General features: G+C 64.0%; 17 protein-coding genes. 6 read left to right on the top strand and 11 right to left on the bottom strand.

Annotated features, from left to right (window positions below):
* Window positions 1–32 precede the first annotated feature (32 nt).
* Genes KYK29_RS04430 through KYK29_RS04415 form a run of 4 tightly spaced genes read right to left on the bottom strand, consistent with a single transcriptional unit; the run spans window position 33 to window position 4,105 of the window.
* Entirely contained in the window at window positions 33–830 is a 798-nt protein-coding gene (locus tag KYK29_RS04430) for an ABC transporter permease (protein ID WP_254689625.1), read from the bottom strand.
* 37 nt (window positions 831–867) lie between these two features.
* A complete protein-coding gene (locus KYK29_RS04425) occupies window positions 868–1,761 on the bottom strand; it encodes an ABC transporter permease (protein WP_254689624.1) in 894 nt (297 codons plus the stop codon).
* A gap of 51 nt (window positions 1,762–1,812) precedes the next feature.
* Window positions 1,813–2,922 carry an ABC transporter ATP-binding protein gene (locus KYK29_RS04420; RefSeq protein ID WP_254689623.1) on the bottom strand — a complete coding sequence of 370 codons (1,110 nt, stop codon included), beginning with the start codon at window positions 2,920–2,922 and terminating at the stop codon, window positions 1,813–1,815.
* Between the two features lie 46 nt (window positions 2,923–2,968).
* The gene (locus KYK29_RS04415) at window positions 2,969–4,105 is read right to left on the bottom strand and encodes an ABC transporter substrate-binding protein (protein WP_254689622.1); all 1,137 of its coding nucleotides are present in this window, start codon (window positions 4,103–4,105) and stop codon (window positions 2,969–2,971) included.
* On the opposite strand from KYK29_RS04415, the gene KYK29_RS04410 reads away from it, so the two are divergent.
* Complete coding sequence (locus KYK29_RS04410; RefSeq protein ID WP_254689621.1) at window positions 4,083–5,072, top strand: helix-turn-helix domain-containing protein; 990 nt, start codon at window positions 4,083–4,085, stop codon at window positions 5,070–5,072. The genes KYK29_RS04415 and KYK29_RS04410 overlap by 23 nt on opposite strands.
* A gap of 35 nt (window positions 5,073–5,107) precedes the next feature.
* Here KYK29_RS04410 and KYK29_RS04405 read toward each other — a convergent pair whose 3' ends face one another.
* Window positions 5,108–6,106, bottom strand: a complete 999-nt coding sequence (locus tag KYK29_RS04405; RefSeq protein WP_254689620.1) for a LacI family DNA-binding transcriptional regulator — start codon at window positions 6,104–6,106, stop codon at window positions 5,108–5,110.
* A gap of 139 nt (window positions 6,107–6,245) precedes the next feature.
* Here KYK29_RS04405 and KYK29_RS04400 point away from each other — a divergent pair, with 139 nt between their 5' ends.
* From KYK29_RS04400 to KYK29_RS04385, 4 genes are read left to right on the top strand one after another with little or no spacing between them, the layout of a single operon-like run.
* Window positions 6,246–8,579, top strand: coding sequence for a trimethylamine N-oxide demethylase (locus tag KYK29_RS04400; protein WP_254689619.1), 2,334 nt, complete (start codon window positions 6,246–6,248; stop codon window positions 8,577–8,579).
* A 17-nt stretch (window positions 8,580–8,596) separates the two neighbouring features.
* Window positions 8,597–9,658 (top strand): quaternary amine ABC transporter ATP-binding protein, encoded by a 1,062-nt coding sequence (locus KYK29_RS04395; RefSeq protein ID WP_254689618.1) that lies wholly within the window; start codon window positions 8,597–8,599, stop codon window positions 9,656–9,658.
* Window positions 9,659–9,662: 4 nt separating this feature from the next.
* Window positions 9,663–11,210: an ABC transporter permease gene (locus KYK29_RS04390; protein ID WP_254689617.1), complete on the top strand. Its 1,548-nt coding sequence runs from the start codon at window positions 9,663–9,665 to the stop codon at window positions 11,208–11,210.
* 35 nt (window positions 11,211–11,245) lie between these two features.
* On the top strand, window positions 11,246–12,196 hold the full coding sequence (locus KYK29_RS04385) for an ABC transporter substrate-binding protein (protein WP_254689616.1): 951 nt from the start codon (window positions 11,246–11,248) through the stop codon (window positions 12,194–12,196).
* A 57-nt stretch (window positions 12,197–12,253) separates the two neighbouring features.
* Here the strand turns inward: KYK29_RS04385 and KYK29_RS04380 are convergent, their stop codons facing one another.
* Window positions 12,254–13,258, bottom strand: a complete 1,005-nt coding sequence (locus KYK29_RS04380; protein ID WP_254689615.1) for a GlxA family transcriptional regulator — start codon at window positions 13,256–13,258, stop codon at window positions 12,254–12,256.
* 86 nt (window positions 13,259–13,344) lie between these two features.
* On the bottom strand, window positions 13,345–13,950 hold the full coding sequence (locus KYK29_RS04375; RefSeq protein WP_254689614.1) for a cupin domain-containing protein: 606 nt from the start codon (window positions 13,948–13,950) through the stop codon (window positions 13,345–13,347).
* A gap of 250 nt (window positions 13,951–14,200) precedes the next feature.
* Between KYK29_RS04375 and KYK29_RS04370 the strand changes: the two genes are divergently transcribed.
* Entirely contained in the window at window positions 14,201–16,648 is a 2,448-nt protein-coding gene (locus tag KYK29_RS04370) for a GcvT family protein (RefSeq protein ID WP_254689613.1), read from the top strand.
* A gap of 236 nt (window positions 16,649–16,884) precedes the next feature.
* On the opposite strand, the gene KYK29_RS04365 is transcribed toward KYK29_RS04370, so the two are convergent.
* Genes KYK29_RS04365 through KYK29_RS04350 form a run of 4 tightly spaced genes read right to left on the bottom strand, consistent with a single transcriptional unit; the run spans window position 16,885 to window position 20,556 of the window.
* Window positions 16,885–17,634 carry a ChbG/HpnK family deacetylase gene (locus KYK29_RS04365; protein ID WP_254689612.1) on the bottom strand — a complete coding sequence of 250 codons (750 nt, stop codon included), beginning with the start codon at window positions 17,632–17,634 and terminating at the stop codon, window positions 16,885–16,887.
* A gap of 8 nt (window positions 17,635–17,642) precedes the next feature.
* Window positions 17,643–19,151, bottom strand: coding sequence for a glycosyltransferase family 39 protein (locus tag KYK29_RS04360; protein ID WP_254689611.1), 1,509 nt, complete (start codon window positions 19,149–19,151; stop codon window positions 17,643–17,645).
* The gene (locus KYK29_RS04355) at window positions 19,148–20,149 is read right to left on the bottom strand and encodes a glycosyltransferase family 2 protein (RefSeq protein ID WP_254689610.1); all 1,002 of its coding nucleotides are present in this window, start codon (window positions 20,147–20,149) and stop codon (window positions 19,148–19,150) included. The genes KYK29_RS04360 and KYK29_RS04355 overlap by 4 nt, the downstream gene beginning before the upstream one ends.
* Window positions 20,146–20,556 carry a GtrA family protein gene (locus KYK29_RS04350; RefSeq protein ID WP_254689609.1) on the bottom strand — a complete coding sequence of 137 codons (411 nt, stop codon included), beginning with the start codon at window positions 20,554–20,556 and terminating at the stop codon, window positions 20,146–20,148. The genes KYK29_RS04355 and KYK29_RS04350 overlap by 4 nt, the downstream gene beginning before the upstream one ends.
* Window positions 20,557–20,592 lie beyond the last annotated feature (36 nt).

Genomic DNA, 20,592 nt, shown 5'->3' with positions numbered 1-20,592 from the left:
ATTCTGGTGAGCTGGATTTCACCGGAAATGCTCTAGAAGGCGTTGACCCGCCGTGCGCCGCCGCGAAGAAGCAGGGCCGACAGAACGACCAGGACGATTGTCACGCACAGCGTCATGACCACGACGGCGGCCACGTCTCCCCGCAGTCCCGCTTTGAAGGACGACAGGATATAGACCGGAAGGCTCGATGCTCCGGGCCTTTGCACGAACAGCGATATCATCACGTTGTCGAAGGAGTAGGTAAAGGATAGGAGCGCGCCGGCGATCACCGCGGGAAGCATCAGCGGCAACGTCACCTGGAGGAAGGACCGCCAGGGCGGTGCGCCGAGGTCGCCCGCGGCTTCCTCCAGCGTCTGGCTGATCCCCTCGGCGCGGGCTCTCACGATCACCGTCACCAGAGCCGTATTGAACAGTGAATGCGCGATCGCCAGACGGAAGATCCCCTGGTCCAGCCCCACGCGGTTGAACCAGATGACCTGGCCGATCGCCGACACGAGTTCCGGCGTGACGAGAATAAGACCCACCAGAAACATGAACGGCTTCGTCCATACGCCCGCATGGCGGGCGATGGCGATGCCGGCCGCCGTGCCCAGCGCCACGGAAATGGCGACGTTGAGGAGCGCCGAGCGAAGCGAGACGTCGAGGGCGTTGAGGATCCGGTGATTGTCGAGGGCCGCCGCATACCAGAAGGTGGAGAATTCCTCCCAGATGAACAGGATGCGCCCGCCGTTGAACGAATACAGGATCACCACGCCGATCGGAATGAAGAGGAAGGCGATGACCAGGACCGTCCACGCCTTGAGCAGCATGCCTACAATATCGTTGTTCATCGCAAACACCGCTCCGGGCCGGATAAAATTTTCTCGATCATAGGGAGGCTCCTTGCAGGCGACGGTCCACGCGCCTGACAATCGCCAGCAGCAGCGCGGCGATCAGGCCGGCGGCGAGCAGCGCGACGATCAGCACCACGGCCATCGCGGCGCCGAGAGGCAGGTTCTGGGCCTCCAGGATTTGCAGGGCGATCAGCCGTCCGATCATGAGGCCGCGTGCGCCGCCCAGGATCGCGGGGACGACGTAGTCGCCGGCCGCCAGGACGAAGGTCAGGATTCCCGCGCCGACCAGGCCGGGCATCGCCAGCGGCAGGGTGATGCGTAAAAACGTCGTCGCCTTGCCCGCGCCGACATCGGCGCTGGCCCGCCGCAGGGCGGGGTCGATACGTTCGAGGGCGACGAAGATCGGAAGAATGGCGACGGGCAGGTAATTGTAGATGATGCCCATCTGGACCGCCATCTGGGTATCCAGCAAGGTCAGCGGTCCCGGCAGGATGCCGAGGTGTTGCAGCGCTTTCGAGAAAGCGCCCTCCGGCGCGAGGATGATGCGCCAGGCGAAGGTGCGCAACAGGAAACTGACCCAGTACGGAAAGATGATCGCAAACAGCAGCCAGAGGCGCCATTGCGGGCGTATCCGCGTCGCCAGCAGATAGGCGACGGGAAAGGCTGCCAGCAAGCAGATCGCCGTTCCTACCCCCGCCGTCCTGATGGTGATCCAGAATACATGCACATAGACCGAAGAGAGCGCTTCGCCATAGTTCGATAGCGAAAGGATTTCGAAGGAGACGGGGTTTTCCGCATCGATCGGCGCTTTCAACGCGAAACTGTAGAGAACGATGCCGATAAGCGATGCGAGGAAGAAGAACGCCCACCATGCGGTCGCCGGCAGCAGGGGCAGCCATTTTCTGGAGAGGGCATTCATATGCCTCATGGAACCATCCTTCACTGGAAATTTGCCGAACGGCGGGGATCGCCCCGCGCTTCACCCGCGGTTGGTGGATTTCAGCAGGTTCGCGACGATTTCGGCGTCCGGCTGGAAGATCGACGTCTCTTCTGGCGACCAGGAAAGCCAGACGTCGGTCCCGATCGTCATTTCCGGGGTCCCCTTGCGTGGCTGGCGGCTGAAGAGGGCGCCGCCGGAGGCCGGACGAACGACATATTCGATACTGTCGCCCATATGCAGTCCCTGGATGAGGCGGCCATGGACCGCGTTCGACACCCCCTCCGGCCTCGATGTCGTGATCGCGGTGTTTTCCGGGCGGACGGCGGCGAGCGCCTCTCCCGCCGCGCCCGGTTCGACGCAGGCGGCGGAAATGACGATTCCCTCCGGCGTCGTGAAGCGGCCGGTGGACTGCTCGAAATCGCCTTGCAGGAAATTCTGTGAGCCGATGAAATTCGCGACGAAGGCCGAACGTGGCAGATCGTAGAGTTCGCTTGGCGTGCCGATCTGCTCGATCTGGCCGCCGCGCATGACGACGATCCGGTCGGAGAGCGCCAGCGCCTCGTCCTGGTCGTGTGTCACCAGGACGAAGGCGATCCCGGTCTCCCGCTGCAATGCCTTGAGCTCGATCTGCATCTGCGCGCGCAGGCGGCGGTCGAGCGCGCCCAGGGGCTCGTCCAGCAGCAGTATCGCCGGGCGCTTGACGAGGGCGCGGGCGAGCGCCACCCGTTGCTGTTGCCCGCCGGAGAGTGCGTCGGGCCGCCGATGCGCCATGGTGGTCATCTCCACCATGTCGAGGGCTTCGCGTACCCGCGCCCTGCGCTCGTCCGCGCTGGTCCTTTCCTGACGGAGGCCGTAAGCGACATTGTCGGCGACGCTCATGTGCGGGAAAAGCGCATAGTTCTGGAAGACGGTGTTGACCGGCCGCTTGTGCGGCGGCAGGTTTACGATGTCGCGATCGAGGATCGAGATCCGGCCCGTGTCCGGACGGTCGAAGCCGGCGATCATCCGCAGGATGGTCGTTTTTCCCGCCCCGGAGGGTCCCAGCAGCGACAGGAACTCACCGTGTTCGATGTCGAGATCGACGCCGTTCAGGGCGACGAAATTCCCGTATCGCTTGGTGATGCCTTGAACGGAAATTGCGGTGCTCATCGTGTTTGACCTTCTCGGGAGGCGCCGGAACGGGTTTCCCTGATGTTCATTGCGCCACCGCGGCGGCGGCCTTGAACTTGGTGAAGATCGCTATCCTGCGTTCATAGGACTCGTTGCGCTTCGTCAGCTCGCCCCGCTGGATGATCTCGCTCGACGGCCAGATGATCGGGCTTGTCGCAATATCGGCGGCGAGGAATGTCGAGGAGGAGGGTACGGCGGTCGGGTAGCCGGTGTAGGTCGTCTCGGCGGCGGCGGCCTTCGGATCGAGGATGTAGTTCAACCAGTCATGCGCGGCCTTCGGATGGCTGCCGCCTTCTGGCAGGTGATAGCTGTCCAGCCAGAATTCCGTGATCGGCCCGCCGAACTCGAACTCCAGATCCGGGTTGCCGGAAGACGCGATGACGAGACGGCTGTAGCCGTTCCAGTTCTGGGCGAGCTTCACGGTGCCGCTTGCCACGTCCTGCTGGGGATAGGTATTGAACGTCCGGATGTGAGGGGCCAGCGCCAGGGCTTCGGCTTCCACACGGTCCAGCACCTTTTCGTCGGTGGTGTTCCACGAGATGCCGTCCTTCCACATCAGGGGCGCGATCGACAGCGGATCGTCCAGAAGAGCGACCTGTCCGCTCGCCTCGTTCCGCGCAGCGTCCAGGAAATCGCCCCAGGACGCCAGTTGCCGCTGGATGGCTGACTTGTCGTAGAGATATCCCTGCGAACCCCATGTCTTGGGGATCGTATATTGGTTGCCGGGGTCGAAATCGCGATTGAGGAAGTCGGCTCCGATATGCTCTATATTCGGGATGAGCGATTTGTCGAGCTTCCGGATCTGGCCCCGCCTGATGAGCAGCGGGATCATGAAGTCCGTGTTCATTCCAAGATCGTAGCCGCTTTCGCCGCCCGAGAGCTGCAATTTCGACAGCATTTCATCATTGCTGGAATAGCCGTCGAAGACGAAGCGCGCGCCGGTCTTCTCCTCCCAGGCGGCGATATTTTCCGGCGAAACGTATTCCGACCACCCCATGATGTTCAACATGCGTTCGATGTCCTCGGCCCGGGCCTGCCTTTGTCCGCCGAAGGTGGCAAGCACCAGGGGCGCCGCCGTCGCGGCCAGCCCCGTCCGCAGGAAGGCGCGGCGCGATTGCACGGCATGCGCGATGGCGAGGTTGAGCGACGATGAATCTGTCATGAGGCCTCCTGGTCCGCTGTTCGGGCTTGATGCCCCGTTCCCTTGTTTTCCGGAGAATGACACAGGCTTTCAGATAAGATATATCCCCAAGAGGATACAAAACCTCTATTATATGACCACGAAGGGGATACGAACGCCGATGAAAAAGGGTACGGCGAACTTGATGCAGGGAGAAATCGCGCGCGTCGGGGCCTTGATCGCCTGCGAGGGAACCGATGCCTTTCCCAAGGCGCTGATGGGGTTCATCAACCGGATCGTTCCGGTTGATATAACCCTCGTCATCGGTTTCTCGGCCGGAACGGTCCCCCTGGAGTTGTTCCGGGATTTCGATGCGCATTCGGAACGTGAGTATCTGAAGCGCTATGCCCGGGGTGCGTATCTGCTCGACCCGTTCTATCAGTGCACCATCAACGGCACCGCGTCGGGTCTCTATCCGATACGCGACATCGCGCCGGACCGGTTCTTCCAGAGCGAATATTACGCGTCCTATTACAATAAACTGCCGCTGGTGGACGAGATCGGTATCGTCCAGAATCTCTCCAGCCGCTGGTGTTTCGTCTATTCGATGGGGCGGACGCCGGCGTCGGGGAGCTATAGCGCGCATGAAATACGGCAATTGCGGCGAATGGAGCCGGTTCTGAGCGCACTCATGGTTCGGCATTGGGGCGGGACGATCCTGGCGTCGGATCGCAAGGAAGGGTTGAGAGACCTCAACGAAACGACGTCGCGCATATACGATTATGCGAAATCGCTGACCCCAAGGGGGATTTCACCGCGCGAATCCCAGGTCGCGGCGTTGATTCTTCAGGGGCATTCCAACCACTCGATCGCAGCGGCGCTCGGTATCGCTCTGGGCACGGTCAAGATCCTCCGCAAGCGGCTCTATGCGAAGTTGAGGATTTCATCGCAGAATGAACTCTATCACGTCCTGTTTCCGTCCGTCATGGGCGCGCCGGATACCAGTTGAAGCGCGGTTTGATCCTTCCGCCGCCTCCGTGTGGGTTACGCCGGAGCCGTGGATTCGCGGATGATCAGGGAACCGTCGAAGCAGATGGGCGCGATCGGCTGATCGGTCTCCAGCTTCGCGACGATGGCCTCCGCCGCCGCCCGGGCCATCCGGCGGGTGGGCAGTTCCAGCGTCGTCAGACGCGGGCAGCATTCCTCGGACCATTCCAGATTGTCGAAGCCCATGATGGAGAGGTCGGCGGGCAGGGTCAGGCCCTGCCGGTTCGCCTCGAAGATCGCGCCGAGGGCGATGATGTCCGAGAGGCCGATCACGGCCGTGGGCTTCGGCGATCTCTCAAGGGCGCGGCGGGTTCCCCGCGCGCCGGCTTCGGCGCTTACCTCGCCCTCGAAGAAGAGCAGGGTCGTCCGGTCCGATTTTCCCTCCACGAGGCCGCGGATACGCTCGCGCGTGCGGTCGCTGCGGTCGCTCGGCCCGTGCAGGACCGCGATGCTCCTGTGGCCGAGTTTCTCCAGATGCCGTACCGCGATCCGGGCCAGCCCGAAGTTGTCGTATCCGATCGTCGGATATTCCGCCGCCTCGTTCCATATGCTGGTGAAGATCACCGGGATGTTCCGGACGCCGAGGCGGGAGAGCAGCGCCGCGTCGTGATCCGCGCCGGACAGGATGAGGCCTTCCGCACCCATGGCGAGCAGCCTGTCGGCGCTTTTGGTCTCCTCCTCGATGCGGTTGTTGGAGACGGCGATCACCAGGAAATAGCCCAGTTCTGACAGCGTCTGCTCGATCTCGTGGATCATCGACGAGAAGATCGAGTTGTCGAGATAGGGGACGACGACGCCGACGGTCCGCGTTCGCTTGGTCACCAGGGCGATGGCGGTGCGGCTGGGAGTGAAGTGCAGTTTCTCGGCGGCTTTCAAAACCTTCTCCCGCGTCGCGGGGCTAACCTTCTCGGAGCCGTTCATGACGCGGGACACCGTCGTCACCGATACGTTGGCTTCCCGCGCGACATGCCTGATGGTTTTGTCCGTGACGTTCATGGTGACCTGTAATCCTCGTGACAAACTTTTCTCTTGACATGGAGCTGCCGTCAAGTGGTAACGTTTCCACACAAATGAAAACGTTACCATGGGCTGAATTGTTAACCTGCGGTGCGATCAACTTCAAGTGGAGGCAGGCGTGCCGGCACCGAATCAAGCCAGAGTCCCGCAGCGGTCCTATCCCTCGGCGATCTATCGCGGCCTCGAGGACGAGGCGTCCCGGCCGCAGCAGATCGCCTATGGCGCCTGCCGCCGCTTCGAGATCGGCGCGGGCGCGCTGATCTCGATCACCAATGAGGAGGGCGGGACAGCCTGCGCGATCGTCGCCGTGGCGGAGGATGCGAACCGCTGCTGTCTGGATGCATTGGGCCTTGCAGCCGCCGGTCAGGCTGCGGTTCGCGATCTGCTGTTCGACCGGCGCGAGATACGGGAGCGGCTCGCCGCGCGCGGCATGGACGCCGACGATCTCCCGGCGGCCGGTTTGTTCGACGCCGAGGCTGAACCCGGCACGCAGATCGTGCTGAAGGCGGAACGGGCCTGCGCGATCTATCTCATCCTGCCGATCTTGCGGGACGGGCTGCTGCATGGCGGAGGCGGGCGGCTTTCGGTGCAGATCCGTGGCGGCCGCGCAAACACCCGGCTGGCTCTGCCCGATCCGCTCGGCAAGGTCGTGGACGAGTGGCGCGTGCCGCGCGCGACAGCCTTTGCCTATCAGGTTCGCAAGGGACAGTTCATCCAGATCATCGATGTCGAGGGGCAACAATGTTCCGACTTCATGGCGATGCGGGCGGATGCGCTGGACGCCGGTATCGAGCGTTATATCGACGGGACGGTGACGCGCTCGGCGACGGGGCGGGCCTATCCCCAGCCCGGCCTGCATGACAAATATTACGATCAGGACATTCGCCCGCTGCTCGCGGTGCGGCAGGATACGGTCGGCCGGCACGATTCCTTCGCGCTCGCCTGCACCGGCTACGGCTACGAGGAGCGCGGCTTTCCCGGCCATGTGAACTGCTCCGACAATATCTCGGAGGTCTATGCGCCCTACGGCATCCAGCGCCGGCGCGCCTGGCCGGCGATCAACCTGTTCTTCAACTCGTGGATTCTTCCGACCAACAACGTGCTGCGCTCGGACGAGGCCTGGTCGCGGCCGGGCGACTACGTGGTCATGGAGGCGCTGACCGACCTTGTCTGCGTCTCGACGGCCTGCCCGGACGACATCGACCCGATCAACAACTGGAACCCCACCGATATCCATGTCCGCGTCTATGAGGAGAAGACATCGATATCCCGCGCGGTGGTGTACCGCACGAACATCGACGACAGGGACATGAAGACAGAAAACAGCCCCTTCCATGAAAAGACGAGCAGGCTCACCCGCGCCTATGCCGTCGCGCGCAACACCTGGCTGCCGACGCGCTACGACGCTACGGGGGCGGTCGAGGAATATTGGGCCTGCAAGCGGGCGGCGACGCTTCAGGACATGTCGAGCCTGCGCAAATACGACGTCATGGGGCCGGACGCCGAAAGGCTGCTCCAGCATTGCCTGACGCGCGACGTCGCCAGGCTCGCCGTCAATCGCGGTCTCTACGCCCTGCTGTGCGACGAGCGGGGGAGCGTACTCGACGACGGGACGCTGTTCCGACTCGCCCCCGATCTCTTCCGCTGGTGCTGCGGCACGGAGGATTCCTCGCTCCATCTGCGCGAACAGGCGGAAAAGCTCGGCCTCCGGGTCTGGATCAAGTCGCTCTCCGAGCAGATGCCGAGTCTGGCGATCCAGGGGCCGAAGAGCCGGGCGATCCTGGAGAAGGTCGTGTTCACCAAGGAGAGCCAGCCCACCTTGCAGAACCTGAAATGGTTCGGCTTCACGCTGGCGCGGCTGCGCGACGGGCAGGGCGCGCCCTTCATGCTCGCCCGCTCCGGCTTCACCGGCGAACTCGGATACGAGATTTTCTGTGATCGCGCCAACGCGGAGGAGATCTGGGACACGCTGATCGAGGCGGGTACGGCGCACGGCCTTGTGCCGATGGGAGCGGAGGCGCTGGATATGCTGCGCATCGAGGCCGGCCTGATGGCCCGCGGCGCGGAATTCGGTCCCGATGTGGACGCCTTCGAATCCGGGCTCGGCTTCGCCGTCGATCTCAAGAAGGCCGACTTCGTCGGCCGGGCGGCGCTGGAGCGCAACAGCGTCTCGCCGCGCCGCCGCCTGATGGGGCTACTCCTCGGCGGCAACGACCTTCCGGCCCATGGCGATCCGGTCTTCCTCGGCCGTGAGCAGGTGGGCGTCGTCACCAGCGCCACGCGTTCGCCGGAGCTTGGTTCAGCCATCGCAATGGCGCGGATCGCGGTGGAGAACGCCGTGACCGGGACGGCACTGGAGATCGGCCGGCTGGACGGCCGGATGAAGCGCCTCGCCGCCACCGTGACGACCTTGCCGTTCCTCGACGCGGCGCGCGAAAAACCCCGCGCCTGAGTACCTCCGGAGAGCCCATGACTGATCCCGCTTCTTCGTACAGCATCGAGCTGAGCAACGTCTGGAAGATTTTCGGACCCCAGCCCGCCGCCGCGCTTGCGGCCATCCGCTCCGGCAACCTCTCCAAGGCCGAGGTCTTGCAGCAGTTCGGCGCGGTGGTCGGCGTGCAGGATGTCAGCCTGTCGATCCTCGAGGGCGAGATCTTCTGCATCATGGGCCTGTCCGGTTCGGGCAAGTCGACGCTGGTGCGGCATGTGAACCGGCTGATCGAACCCACCGCCGGCTCGATCAGGATCCACGGCACGGATGTCGGCAAGCTGAATGCGGAGGAGCTTCGCGCGCTCCGGGCCAAGCGGATCGGCATGGTGTTTCAGAACATGGCGCTGCTGCCGCATCGCAGCGTGCGCGACAATATCGCCTTTGCGCTGGAACTGCGGAACGTCGACGCGCGCACGCGCTTCGACGTCTCGGAAGACGTGCTGCGCAAGGTGAGCCTTCAGGGCTACGGCGACCGGATGCCGAGCGAGCTTTCCGGCGGCATGCAGCAGCGCGTGGGTCTCGGCCGGGCGATCGCCGCTAATCCCGACATCCTGTTGATGGACGAGCCGTTCTCCGCGCTCGACCCGCTCATCCGCCGGGGGCTCCAGACGGAGTTCCTGTCGCTCAGCCGTGACATGCGCAAGACGACGCTCTTCATCACCCATGATCTCGACGAGGCGATCCGGATGGGCAACCGGATCGCCATCATGAAGGATGGCGTGGTGGTTCAGGTCGGGACGCCGACCGAGATCGTGACGATGCCGGCCGACAAATACGTCTCGGATTTCGTCGAGGGCATCTCCAAGCTCAAGCTGCTGTTTGCCGGAAACCTCATGGAGCCGGTGGAGAAATACGAGCGGGAGAACGGACCGCTGCCGGATCTGGAAACATGTCCTTCGGCGCGGCCCGACGACGATCTCGACCATCTCGTGCGCATCGCCGTCCGCCGCAAGGAGCCGATCGTGGTGTTCGAGGATGACAAGGCGGTGGGGATCGTCACCAAAGATGCGCTTCTGCGCGGTGTTCAGGGGGAGGCGTAATCATATGGATCACGGTACGGAAGCGCGGATGTTCCGGGATTTCGCCGGCAGGAGCGACGCCTATTATGCAAGCGCCATTTCGAGGCTCCAGAGAAACCGCCTGCCTTTCTGGCATGTGAACTGGAGCGCTGCGGCCGGCGGCTTCCTCTGGGCGGCGACGCGCGCGAACGGATTTCTGTTCTGGATCGGCTTCGCGCTCGACCTCGTCGCGGCGGTCTGCCTGGCGCTCGCCTATAAATATGCCGGGGCGGCCGAACAGGCGGTGATCGACGAGAAGCAATTCCTCGTCACCCGCTTCGAAGCCTGGGAGGTCAGTTCGTTCTGGGCGGCGATCCTCGTCTTCGTCATCGGGCGTCTGCTGTTCGGCTGGCTGGCGGACCGGGTCTATGCGCGGCAATACGAGCGGTGGCGGATCGACCACGGCCGGCCTTCGGGTTTGCGGTATTCGCGCCTGCTTCCCGCTCTGCTCGCGCTTCTCCTGATATGGCCGCTCACGCTCTACCGCGCCACGCAGTTCGCGCCCGAGCCGCGGGCCTGCCAACGGCAGGACCGGGCGCTACAGGACGGCGAGAGCGTTGCGTTCAAGGACCGTTTCAACTGCCTCGCCATCGGTGATTTCCCGACGCTGTTCTGGCTGGACCGGCCGGACGAGATCAGCTTCCCGCGCAATGAGGACGGGACGCGCAACCTGGTGCGCAAGCCCGCCGGCGAGAACCTGCCGCCCGTCGATCTCAATACCTTCATCTCCCAGCATATCGAGGATAGCGTCGGTTATCTGACGGCTTTCTACGGCATCTTCTTCGATTCCTTCACCGCCTTCCTGCGCGCGATGCTCGGTATCATCACCGCCGTTTTCGTCGGAACGCCGTGGCCGGTGACGGCGGGCGTGCTGCTTGCGGTCGCCTATCGCTGGGCGGGCGGGCGCGTGGCGGCCTTCGTCGGCGCGTCGCTTGCCTATCTCGCGCTGTTCGGCTTCTGGAACACGGCGATGGACACGCTGTCGCTGGTGGTCGCGGCCTCGATCATCTGTATCCTCGTGGGATTGCCGCTCGGCATCTGGATCGCCAAGTCGAGCCTCGTGCGCAGCATCGCCACGCCTGTTCTCGACGTGATGCAGACGATTCCGTCCTTCGTCTATCTGCTGCCCGCCGTCGCGTTCTTCTCGATCGGCAAGCCGCCCGGCATTCTCGCGACCGTCATCTTCGCCATGCCGCCGATGGCGCGGCTCACCGCGCTCGGTATCCGGCAGGTGCCGGAGAACACCCGGGAGGCGGCACTCGCCTTCGGTGCGACGCCGCGCCAGCTCCTGACCAAGGTCGAGTTGCCGCTCGCGCTGCCCTCCATCATGGCCGGCGTCAATCAGGTGGTGATGATGAGCCTGTCCATGGTGGTGATCGCCGCATTGATCGGAGCGGGCGGAATGGGCTTCGTCGTTACGGAGGCCCTGTCGAATACGCGGATCGGCCGCGGCATCCTGGCGGGCTTCGGCATCGCGCTGCTTGCGATGATGATCGACCGCGTTATCCAGAAGGCGAGGCGTCCGCAACGATAATCGTCTGCGATTCATAAGCAAAGAAGGGAACCAGCATGAAGCATTCGACATTCCTCGCGCTCGCCGCCGCCGCGGCGCTAACCGCCACATCCGCCCATGCGCAGGAGAAGATCGCGATCGGCGACCTCACCTGGACCGGGGCGAAGGCCATCGGCTCGGTGATCAAGGCGGTGATCGAAGGGCCGCTGAAGTCGGAGGCCGAGATCGTCAGCGGCCTGTCCGACGGCTCGCTCGTCGCTGCCGGCATGGACAAGGGGGACGGCTCCGCCGACGTCTATCCCGACCTGTGGATGCCCAACCGCCAGGGGATCTGGGACAGTTATATCGACGGTGCTGAGACGGTGGCGCATAACGAGCCCTATCCCGGCACCCAGCGGATGTATGTGCCGAGCTATCTCGCCGACAAGGTCAAGTCGATCGAGGACCTGCGCGATCCGAATATCGCCGCCCTGTTCGACAAGGACGGCAACGGCAAGGGCGAATATTGGGCGGGCGACGCCGGCTGGGCCTCGACCAAGATGTGGCAGGTGAAATTCAAGAGCTACGGTCTCTCGGAACTCTGGGAGGCCGAGGTCGTGCCGGACGCGACCTTCAAGTCGCAGCTGAAGGCGGCCATCGCCAACGAGAGGCCGATCCTTTTCTACTACTGGACGCCCGAGTGGATCCACGCGGCCTACGAGCTTTCGGCCCTGTCGGAGCCGGAGCGCACCGACGGCTGCGAGGCGATGGCGCTCGACAAGGAGGACTGGCTGGAAGCGTCGAAATTTTCCTGCGTCAGTTCGGACGCGCTGATCTACGTCGCCTATTCGAAGTCGCTCGAACAGCGCAATCCGCCGGTCGCCCGTTTCCTCAGCCAGATGCGTCTCGACCCGGCGACGGTCAACGAATGGATCCTGCTGATCGATCGCGACGGCAAGCACCCGGCCGACGTGGCCGAGGACTGGGTCGCCGCCAACCCGGACGTGGTGAACGGCTGGATCAAGTAGCGTTTTCCAGCGGTGGAGATTTCGCGTGCGAGGCGTCCCGTTCCACGGGGCGCCTTTTCAGGTTTCGGCGTAGGCGTCCTGCCGTCTCCTGCGGCCTCTTGCCGCTTCGCCCCGCGTCTCTATCGGCGTGACGCCGTAGGTTTCCCGATAGGTCTTCGAGAAATGCGAGGCCGACACGAAGCCGCAGGCGATGGCGATCTCCACCACCGAGAGCGACGATGTGCGCAGAAGCAGTTGCGCCCGCTCCAGGCGCATGTTCAGGTAATAGCGCGCGGGCGATTGGCCGAGCTCGCGCCGGAACAGGCGCTCGACCTGGCGGCGCGACAGGCTCGACGCATCGACCACGCGCTCCAGCGCCATCGGTTCGCCGATATGCGCCTCCATGCGCTCGACGATGGCGATCAGCGTCTGGTGGCCGATGCCAAGCCGGGTTTGCATCGGCAGGCGCTGCCGCTCGCCCTTCTCCCGGACACGATGCGCGATCGCCTTCTCGCAAATCCGATTGACGGCGGAGCGGCCGAAATCCCGCTCGACGATGCTGAGGAACATATCGAACGCCGCATCGCCGGCGGGGCAGGTATAGAGGTCGCCGTCTATCTCGAAGGCGGTCTGCACGGCCGTGATCTCGGGAAACGCCTCCGTGAAGGCCGGGAACTGCTCCCAGTGAACTGCGCAGCGTCTGCCCTTCGCAAGGCCGGTCCGCGCCAGCGCATAGAGGCCGCTTCCGATGGCCACGATCCTGCGCTGCCGGTAGCGGCATTCGCGCAGCCAGAATTCGAGCGGCCGGAAGCGCTCGGGCACGAGGTTCCCGCCGCAGACCACCGGGTGTGCGTCGGTTCCGCGCGCCGACTGCACGCCACGCACCTTCTCCCATGAAAGATCGGGCACGATCCGCGTGCCGCAGCCCGAGCGGAGCGGATCGCCATCGAGGGTGAGAAGACGCCAGCCATAGGCCTCCCAGCCCAGCGTTTCGTTCGCAAGGCGCAGAACCTCGATCACCGAGGAGGATGCCTGAAGCGAAAAATCGGGCATGAGGTATAGATCGAACATCTGTTGCTGCATGCGTCTGCATCCTCAGGTGTGTCGGCATGGCTCCGCCGTCCCGCCCGCAGCGGGTGGGCGTGGAAATCTCGTCTTGTCGGCCGGCCTCAGTAGTGCGGCGGGGTGATGACCCAGACGACCCTGGTCGGTTCCTCACCGGAATTGGCGCAGCGATGCACTTCCGTGCTCTTGAACGAGAAGCTGTCGCCCTGCTCGAGCTGGAAGAACTGGCCCGAGATCCAGAGATCGAGCTTCCCCGAAAGGACCAGGCCGGCTTCGACGCCGTCATGCGTATAGTCGCCGCTGTCGGCCCCCGGCTCGATCGTGCTGAGCAGCATTTCCAGCGGTCCGCTGAGGTTCGGCGACAGCAGTTCCTCCTCGATCCCCAGCCCGGTGAAGGTGAAGCGCCGCCGGTTGTGCGCGCGTACGACGACATCCTTCTCATGCGCCGGCGCGTCATTGGCGTGGAAGAACCAGCTCATGTGCACGCCGAGCGTATCGCTGATCCTCCTCAGCACGCCGATGGGCAGCTTCGACTGGTTCCGCTCGATCAGGCTCAGGTAGCCCACCGATATCCCCGCCGCGTCGGCGACCTGCTGAAGCGTCAGCCCCTTGACCTTCCTGAGTTCCCGTATCTGCCCGCCGATCGCGATGTCTTCGTCGGGATCGGCGTGTTTCCAATCCTCAGCTCTGCGAAACGCCCTGGGCGGCATGGCCGTACCTCATGTCAATTCAATTGCGATGGCTTCGAACTCCCGGATAGAACACAAACCATGCATCCGTGAAATCCTGAACGCGGATTCTCAAGGAATTTTGCTGTCTATGCAGAAGGTGCCGATACATCTGTAAAAAATCAAGGTCATTTTTTTATGATTGTAAAAGTTTTTTGCCTATGACATGGTTTCGATGCTCGCGATCGCGGGCCGGCTCCCCGTCTTGACCTGCAGAACGAAAGAACCCGCCATGAGCAATATCCCCTCCAAGGCACGCGTCGTCATCATCGGGGGCGGCATTTCCGGCTGCTCCGTCGCCTATCATCTTGCAAAACTTGGCTGGACCGACGTCGTCCTGCTGGAACGCAAGCAATTGACCTCCGGCACCACCTGGCATGCGGCAGGTCTCATCGGCCAGTTGCGCGCCTCGCAGAACATGACCCGTTTGGCGAAATATTCCGCCGACCTCTATGTCAAGCTGGAAGCGGAGACCGGCATCGCCACCGGCATGCGCCAGAACGGCTCCATCACCGTGGCGCTGACGGAAGAACGCAAGGAAGAGATCTACCGTCAGGCAAGCCTCGCCCGGGCGTTCGACGTCGATGTGCAGGAGATTTCGCCGCAGGAGGTGAAGGCCCTTTATCCGCACCTCAATATCGCCGACGTGCTCGGGGCCGTCCATCTGCCGCTCGACGGCCAGTGCGACCCGGCCAATATCGCCATGGCGCTCGCCAAGGGTGCGCGCCAGCGCGGCGCGAGGATCATCGAGAACGTCAAGGTGACGGCCGTCCATGATCGTGACGGGCGCGTCACCGGCGTGTCCTGGGCGCAAGGCGAGGAGCAGGGGACGATCGAGACCGATCTCGTCGTCAACTGCGGCGGCATGTGGGGGCGCGATCTGGCGGCGCGGTCCGGCGTCACCCTGCCGCTCCATGCCTGCGAGCATTTCTACATCGTCACGGAAGCGATTGAGGGCCTGTCCCGCCTGCCGGTCCTGCGCGTTCCGGACGAATGCGCCTATTACAAGGAAGACGCCGGCAAGATGCTGCTCGGGGCCTTCGAGCCGAAGGCCAAGCCCTGGGGCATGGAAGGCATTCGCGAGGACTTCTGCTTCGATCAGCTTCCGGAGGATTTCGACCATTTCGAGCCGATCCTTTCGATGGCGGTCAATCGCATGCCGATGCTGGAAACGGCCGGCATCCACACCTTCTTCAACGGCCCGGAAAGCTTCACGCCGGATGACCGCTACTATCTCGGCGAAGCGCCGGAACTCAAAGGATATTGGGTCGCCGCCGGCTACAACTCCATCGGCATCGTCTCCTCCGGCGGCGCGGGTATGGCCTTGGCGCAATGGATGAACGATGGCGAGCCGCCCTTCGATCTCTGGGAGGTGGATATCCGCCGCGCCCAGCCGTTCCAGAAGAACCGCAGCTATCTGAAGGAGCGCGTTTCCGAAACGCTGGGTCTGCTCTATGCGGACCATTTCCCCTATCGCCAGATGGCCACGTCGCGCGGCGTTCGTCGCTCGCCGCTGCACGAGCACCTGAAGGCGCGCGGCGCGGTCTTCGGCGAAGTCGCCGGCTGGGAGCGGGCCAACTGGTTTGCGAAAGAGGGGCAGGAGCGGGAGTATCGCTATAGCTGGAAGCGGCAGAACTGGTTCGAAAACCAGCGCGAGGAGCATATGGCGGTGCGCGAGGGCGTCGGCCTGTTCGACATGACGTCCTTCGGCAAGATCCGCGTCGAGGGCCGCGATGCCTTGGCCTTCCTGCAACGCCTCTGCGCCAACCAGATGGATGTCGCTCCCGGCAAGATCGTCTATACCCAGATGCTCAATGAGCGCGGCGGTATCGAGAGCGACCTGACGGTGACGCGGCTTTCCGAAACCGCCTTCTTCGCAGTCGTGCCCGGTGCGACGCTCCAGCGCGACCTCGCCTGGATGCGCAAGCAGTTGCAGCCGGAGGAGTTCGTCGTCATCACCGATGTCACGGCCTCTGAATCCGTGCTCGTCCTCATGGGGCCGAAGTCGCGCGACCTCATCACGCGCATCAGCCCGAACGATTTCTCCAACGAGGCCTTCCCGTTCGGCACGGCGCAGGAGATCGAGATCGGCATGGGTCTCGCCCGCGCCCACCGCGTCACCTATGTCGGCGAACTCGGCTGGGAGCTTTATGTCTCCAGTGACCAGACGGCCCATGTCTTCGAGGCGATCGAGGAGGCTGGCGGCGATCTCGGCCTGAAGCTCTGCGGCCTGCACACGCTGGACAGTTGCCGCATCGAGAAGGGCTTCCGGCATTTCGGCCACGATATCACCGATGAGGATCACGTGCTGGAAGCCGGTCTCGGCTTTGCCGTCAAAACGGACAAGGGCGATTTCATCGGCCGCGATGCCGTCTTGAAGGTGAAGGAAGCGGGCCTCAAGCGCCGGATGTTGCAGTTCAAGCTCACCGATCCGGAACCGCTTCTCTTCCACAACGAGGCGCTGGTGCGCGACGGCAAGATTGTCTCGATCGTCACGTCGGGCAATTACGGCCATTTCCTCGGCGGTGCGATCGGCATGGGATATGTTCCTTGCGCCGGTGAAACCGAAGCCGACGTGCTGGCGTCGACCTACGAAATCGAAGTCGCCGGAAAGCGTTATGCGGCCGAAGCCTCGCTCCGCCCCATGTACGATCCGAAGGCCGCGCGGACGAAAATGTAAAATACTAGAATTGTCGGGGGGGGGCGCTGATGCCGCGCGTGGCATAATCCCCCTCGACCAATCCTCAAGGCGAAATACCGGCCCGCACTTGCTCCGGCGCTTCTATGCGGCGTGGCTGATCAACCGTCCCGAGGATGGCGGCCCGGACTGCCGTTGAAGGCGGTGCGGGAGCGTATGGGACATGCTTCGACACGACGGCGGCCGATGTTTACGGACATCGGAAGGTGCTCTGTCGTTTAGCTGCTCTGCCAGGCGCCGAGCGTGGATGCTTCGATCGCGCGGCTTTCGGGGGCGTGGGCGGGGCATTGGCCGGCGTCGTGGGCGGAGCCGGGGTGAACCATGACAAGGCAATCTTTGCTCGCCGATTGGAGAAGCCGGGGAAGCCAGCGGCGGACCTGCTCGGGACGGTCGAGGCGAAGGAAGCCGGAGAAGTCCGTGTTGGCCGGCCATCCGGATGCGCGGAAACGCCGTCTTGCCGCAAACGCGAAGGCGGCGATGAACGCGACCTTGGGGCCTCCTGCGCGCAGATTGCGCCAAAGGCCGGCCGGCGTCGCCGGCAGCGGCACGCGTATCCATGTGGCCGGGGCGCGGGGCAGGCGGGCGGCGAGCGTAGCCAGCCCCGGCAGGCAGTGGCAATGCTGATGGCCGTCGTAATAGTCGGGCAGGGAGCCGAACGCGACGCGAAAGGCTTCCGCCTGCCGCTGGAATTGTGACTGCACATCGGCCGGTATCCGGTCGGAAAGCCCGGCAAGGATCAGCTTGCCGAGCGGCATACGGACTGTTTCCGGCGTGAACCCATGGGTGAGATTGAGATGCAGGCCGACCTGCGCGCCGCGCTGTCGCAGTGCGCGCAGGCGTTTCATGTCGGCTTCGTCGATCGCTCCGTCGATCATGACGGAGGTGCCGTCGATCTGCCCGCTTTCGAGCAGGTCGAGGATCACGCGGTCGTGCAGCCGGCCAAGCCCGAAATCGTCGGCGATCCGCATCCCGCGCCTCACTCCGGTGAGACGTAGACGACCGCCAGCTCGAAATCGACGGGGTCGGGGAACCGCAGGCCGCTGCGGCGGACGATGATCGTCGCCTGTTCCGCGGCGAGGCCGTTCTGCTCCGCCCAGGCCGCCGTCTCGTCGAGGCAGGCCTGGTCGGTCTTTCCGGCCGGCGCAAGCGAGCAGACGATGACGCCGGCCTCCGTCTTCCATTCGCTGCGCGGCGGATAAAAGGCGGGCAGGCGGTCGGGCAGCGCCGGCAGCGCTTCGATGGGGGCCGGGGCGAAGAAGGCGAGCGAGGCGGCGTTTATGCCGCTGGCTGCCCAGCGGAGCGGTCGGTCGTGGCCTTTTTGCCAGGTCTCGATGGCCGCGCGGGCGGCCTCGGCCTCGGGCTTGTAGTGGCGCAAGTCGCCCTTGACACCCTGCATCATGCCGATGGCGACGCCGCCCAGGATGAGCAGCGGCCAGACGATCCGGAAGGCCCGGATGATCCGCGGGCCGTTCTTCGCAAGCGCGGCCGTATCGGCATTGCGCACCAGATAAAGCGTATAGGCAAAGCCGATCGGGATCGCCCAGGGGGTCGAGAGGACTGCGAGCCCGGCCACGGAGAATAGGAGGGCGGTGAGCCAGGGGCCGATGACGAGAAAGGGCAGGAGGTTTCCGTCTTTCGGCAGGCGTGCGAGCCGGGCAAGGCGCGCGCCGATGCCGCCTTCGACCAGGAGGAGGATGGAAATGAGGAGGGGGATCGGCCAGTAGAGAAGGGGGGCGATCGCGAATTTTCCGATGTAGAGCGCGGTTTCGCCGAGGCCGCCGCCGGCTCCCTGTTCGCTGGCGTAGGCAAGCGCCTGACGGTGATTGAGCAGCCAATAGATATGGGGACTGAGGACGAGGAAGAAGGCGAGGCCGGCGATCCAGGGCATGGCCGTGCGCCACAGCCAGCGCCGGGAGGGCATGAGAAGGCTTGCGAAGAGCGGCAGGAGCAGCACCACCGCATAGTATTTCGACAGCATCGTGATGGCGGCAAGCACGCCGAGCAGCGCGGCGTGAAGCGTCCGGCGGCGGTTTTCGCTCTCGCTTGCCCGCACGAAGGCCCAAGCGGCCCAGGGCCAGGTCGAAAGGCAAATAGCGTTCATGTTGAGCTTGCTGGACAGGGTGAGATAGGGCAGGGCCAGCACGCTCAGGGCAATTGCGACGGCGACCTGCCGTTCGTCGAGCTTCAGCGCCCGGCCGAGTGCGGCGATGCCGAGCAGCGCGACCGCCAGATTGACCGCCGACAGCAGATAGAAGGAGGCGACGCTTTTCGGTGCGACCATGAACCAGAGTTTGGCCATCCAGGGCAGGAACTGCGGATGCTTGTCGGAGCCGGCGAGCCAGTGCTGCGACCAGGCGTAGACCTCGAGCATATCGCCATAGCCGTCGAGGGGGGCTTTCGCGGCGATCATCGTAACCCACCAGACAAGGCAGTGGATCAGGATGAAAAGCATGGTGGCCGAGATCTTGTATGTTCCGGCGGTCATGGTGTTTCCTGCTCTTGCGGAGTGGTTTCGCTGGACGCGGGCGCGCCGAGCGTCCGGTCTTCGGCCAGCACGTACGGCGGGCGGCGCTTCGCCTCGAGCACCGTCTTGCCGATATATTCGCCGAGCAGGCCGAGGAAGATCATCTGCATGCCGCCGAAGAAGGCCACCAGCGCGAGCACCGACGAGATGCCGATGCCGCTCGAAATGAAAAACAGGCGCTCGATCACGATATAAAGGCCGTAGAAGCCGCTGAGCGCGGCGATACAGAGCCCGGCCAGCGCCATCAGCCGCAGCGGGGTCGTGGTGAAACTCGTCATCGCGTCGAAGGAGAGCGCGACGAGGCGCAACGCATTGAAGCTGGAGGTGCCGTGCAGGCGCGGCGGCGGCGTCATCGGGATGCCGCGCTGGCGGAAGCCGACCCAGCCGTAGAGTCCCTTCATGAAGCGCTCGCTTTCCGGCAACTGGCGCAGCGCATCGGCGAAACGCCGGCTGATCAGGCGGAAGTCGCCGGCGTTCTCGGTGATGTCGAAACGCGTCCCGCGATTCATGATCCAGTAGAAACCGCCGGTCAGTATCGACTTGAGCCAGCCCTCGGAGGCGCGGCGGTCCTCCTTGTAGGCATAGACGCTGTCGACGTCCTCGCTCTGCCAGATGCGCACGAGATCGAGGACGAGTTCGGGCGGATGCTGGAGGTCGGCGTCCATCATGATGATGGCGTCGGCGGTCGGCGCGGCCTCGATGCCGGCGGAAAGCGCCGCCTCCTTGCCGAAATTGCGCGAGAATTGCAGCAGCCGGACCGGCCGCCCGTCATAGTCGAGGTGATTGAGAAGGGCGAAACTGCCGTCGCGGCTGCCGTCGTCGACGAAAACGTAGCTTACCGACAGGCCGTGATCCCCGGCGATGGATGCGGCGATCCGGTTCAGCCTTAAGACGAGCGCGGAAAGGTTCTCGGCCTCATTGTAGATGGGCACGACGATCGCGAGGTTCCGGGCGTTCATTCATTCCCTTTCAAGAAGACGAACATCGACGAAGCGGCGAAGTTGAAGAGCGAGACGACGACGATGACGATCGCAAGCGCGATCGGGACCGGCAGGCCGGCGATCGTCAGCACATGCAGCGCCGCCACGCGGAGCGCCAGCACCAATGCCGCCAGCAGCATGAAGCGGACATAGCGTGGCAGGAGGCGCGTTGTCTTGCGGCCGGGAAAGGTGATGGTCTCGTGATAGCAGAAGACCACCGACGCGCTGACGGTCATGGCCAGCGCCAGCGCGACCTGCGGCGACAGGCCAAGGAAACGGATGGCGAGGAGCGTCGCGGCATAGTCGATCACCGCGCCGATGAGCGAGCCGCCCCCGAAGGTGAAGAAGCGCTTTGCAAGAGCGATATATGGCGTAAGTGGTGGCATGGGAATGACGGAATTCAACGCCGCTGCTGCTGGAAT

This window comes from Shinella daejeonensis, from assembly GCF_024281235.1.
In the GTDB taxonomy this organism is placed as follows: domain Bacteria; phylum Pseudomonadota; class Alphaproteobacteria; order Rhizobiales; family Rhizobiaceae; genus Shinella; species Shinella daejeonensis.
This window is presented reverse-complemented; position numbering and strand designations above follow the sequence as displayed.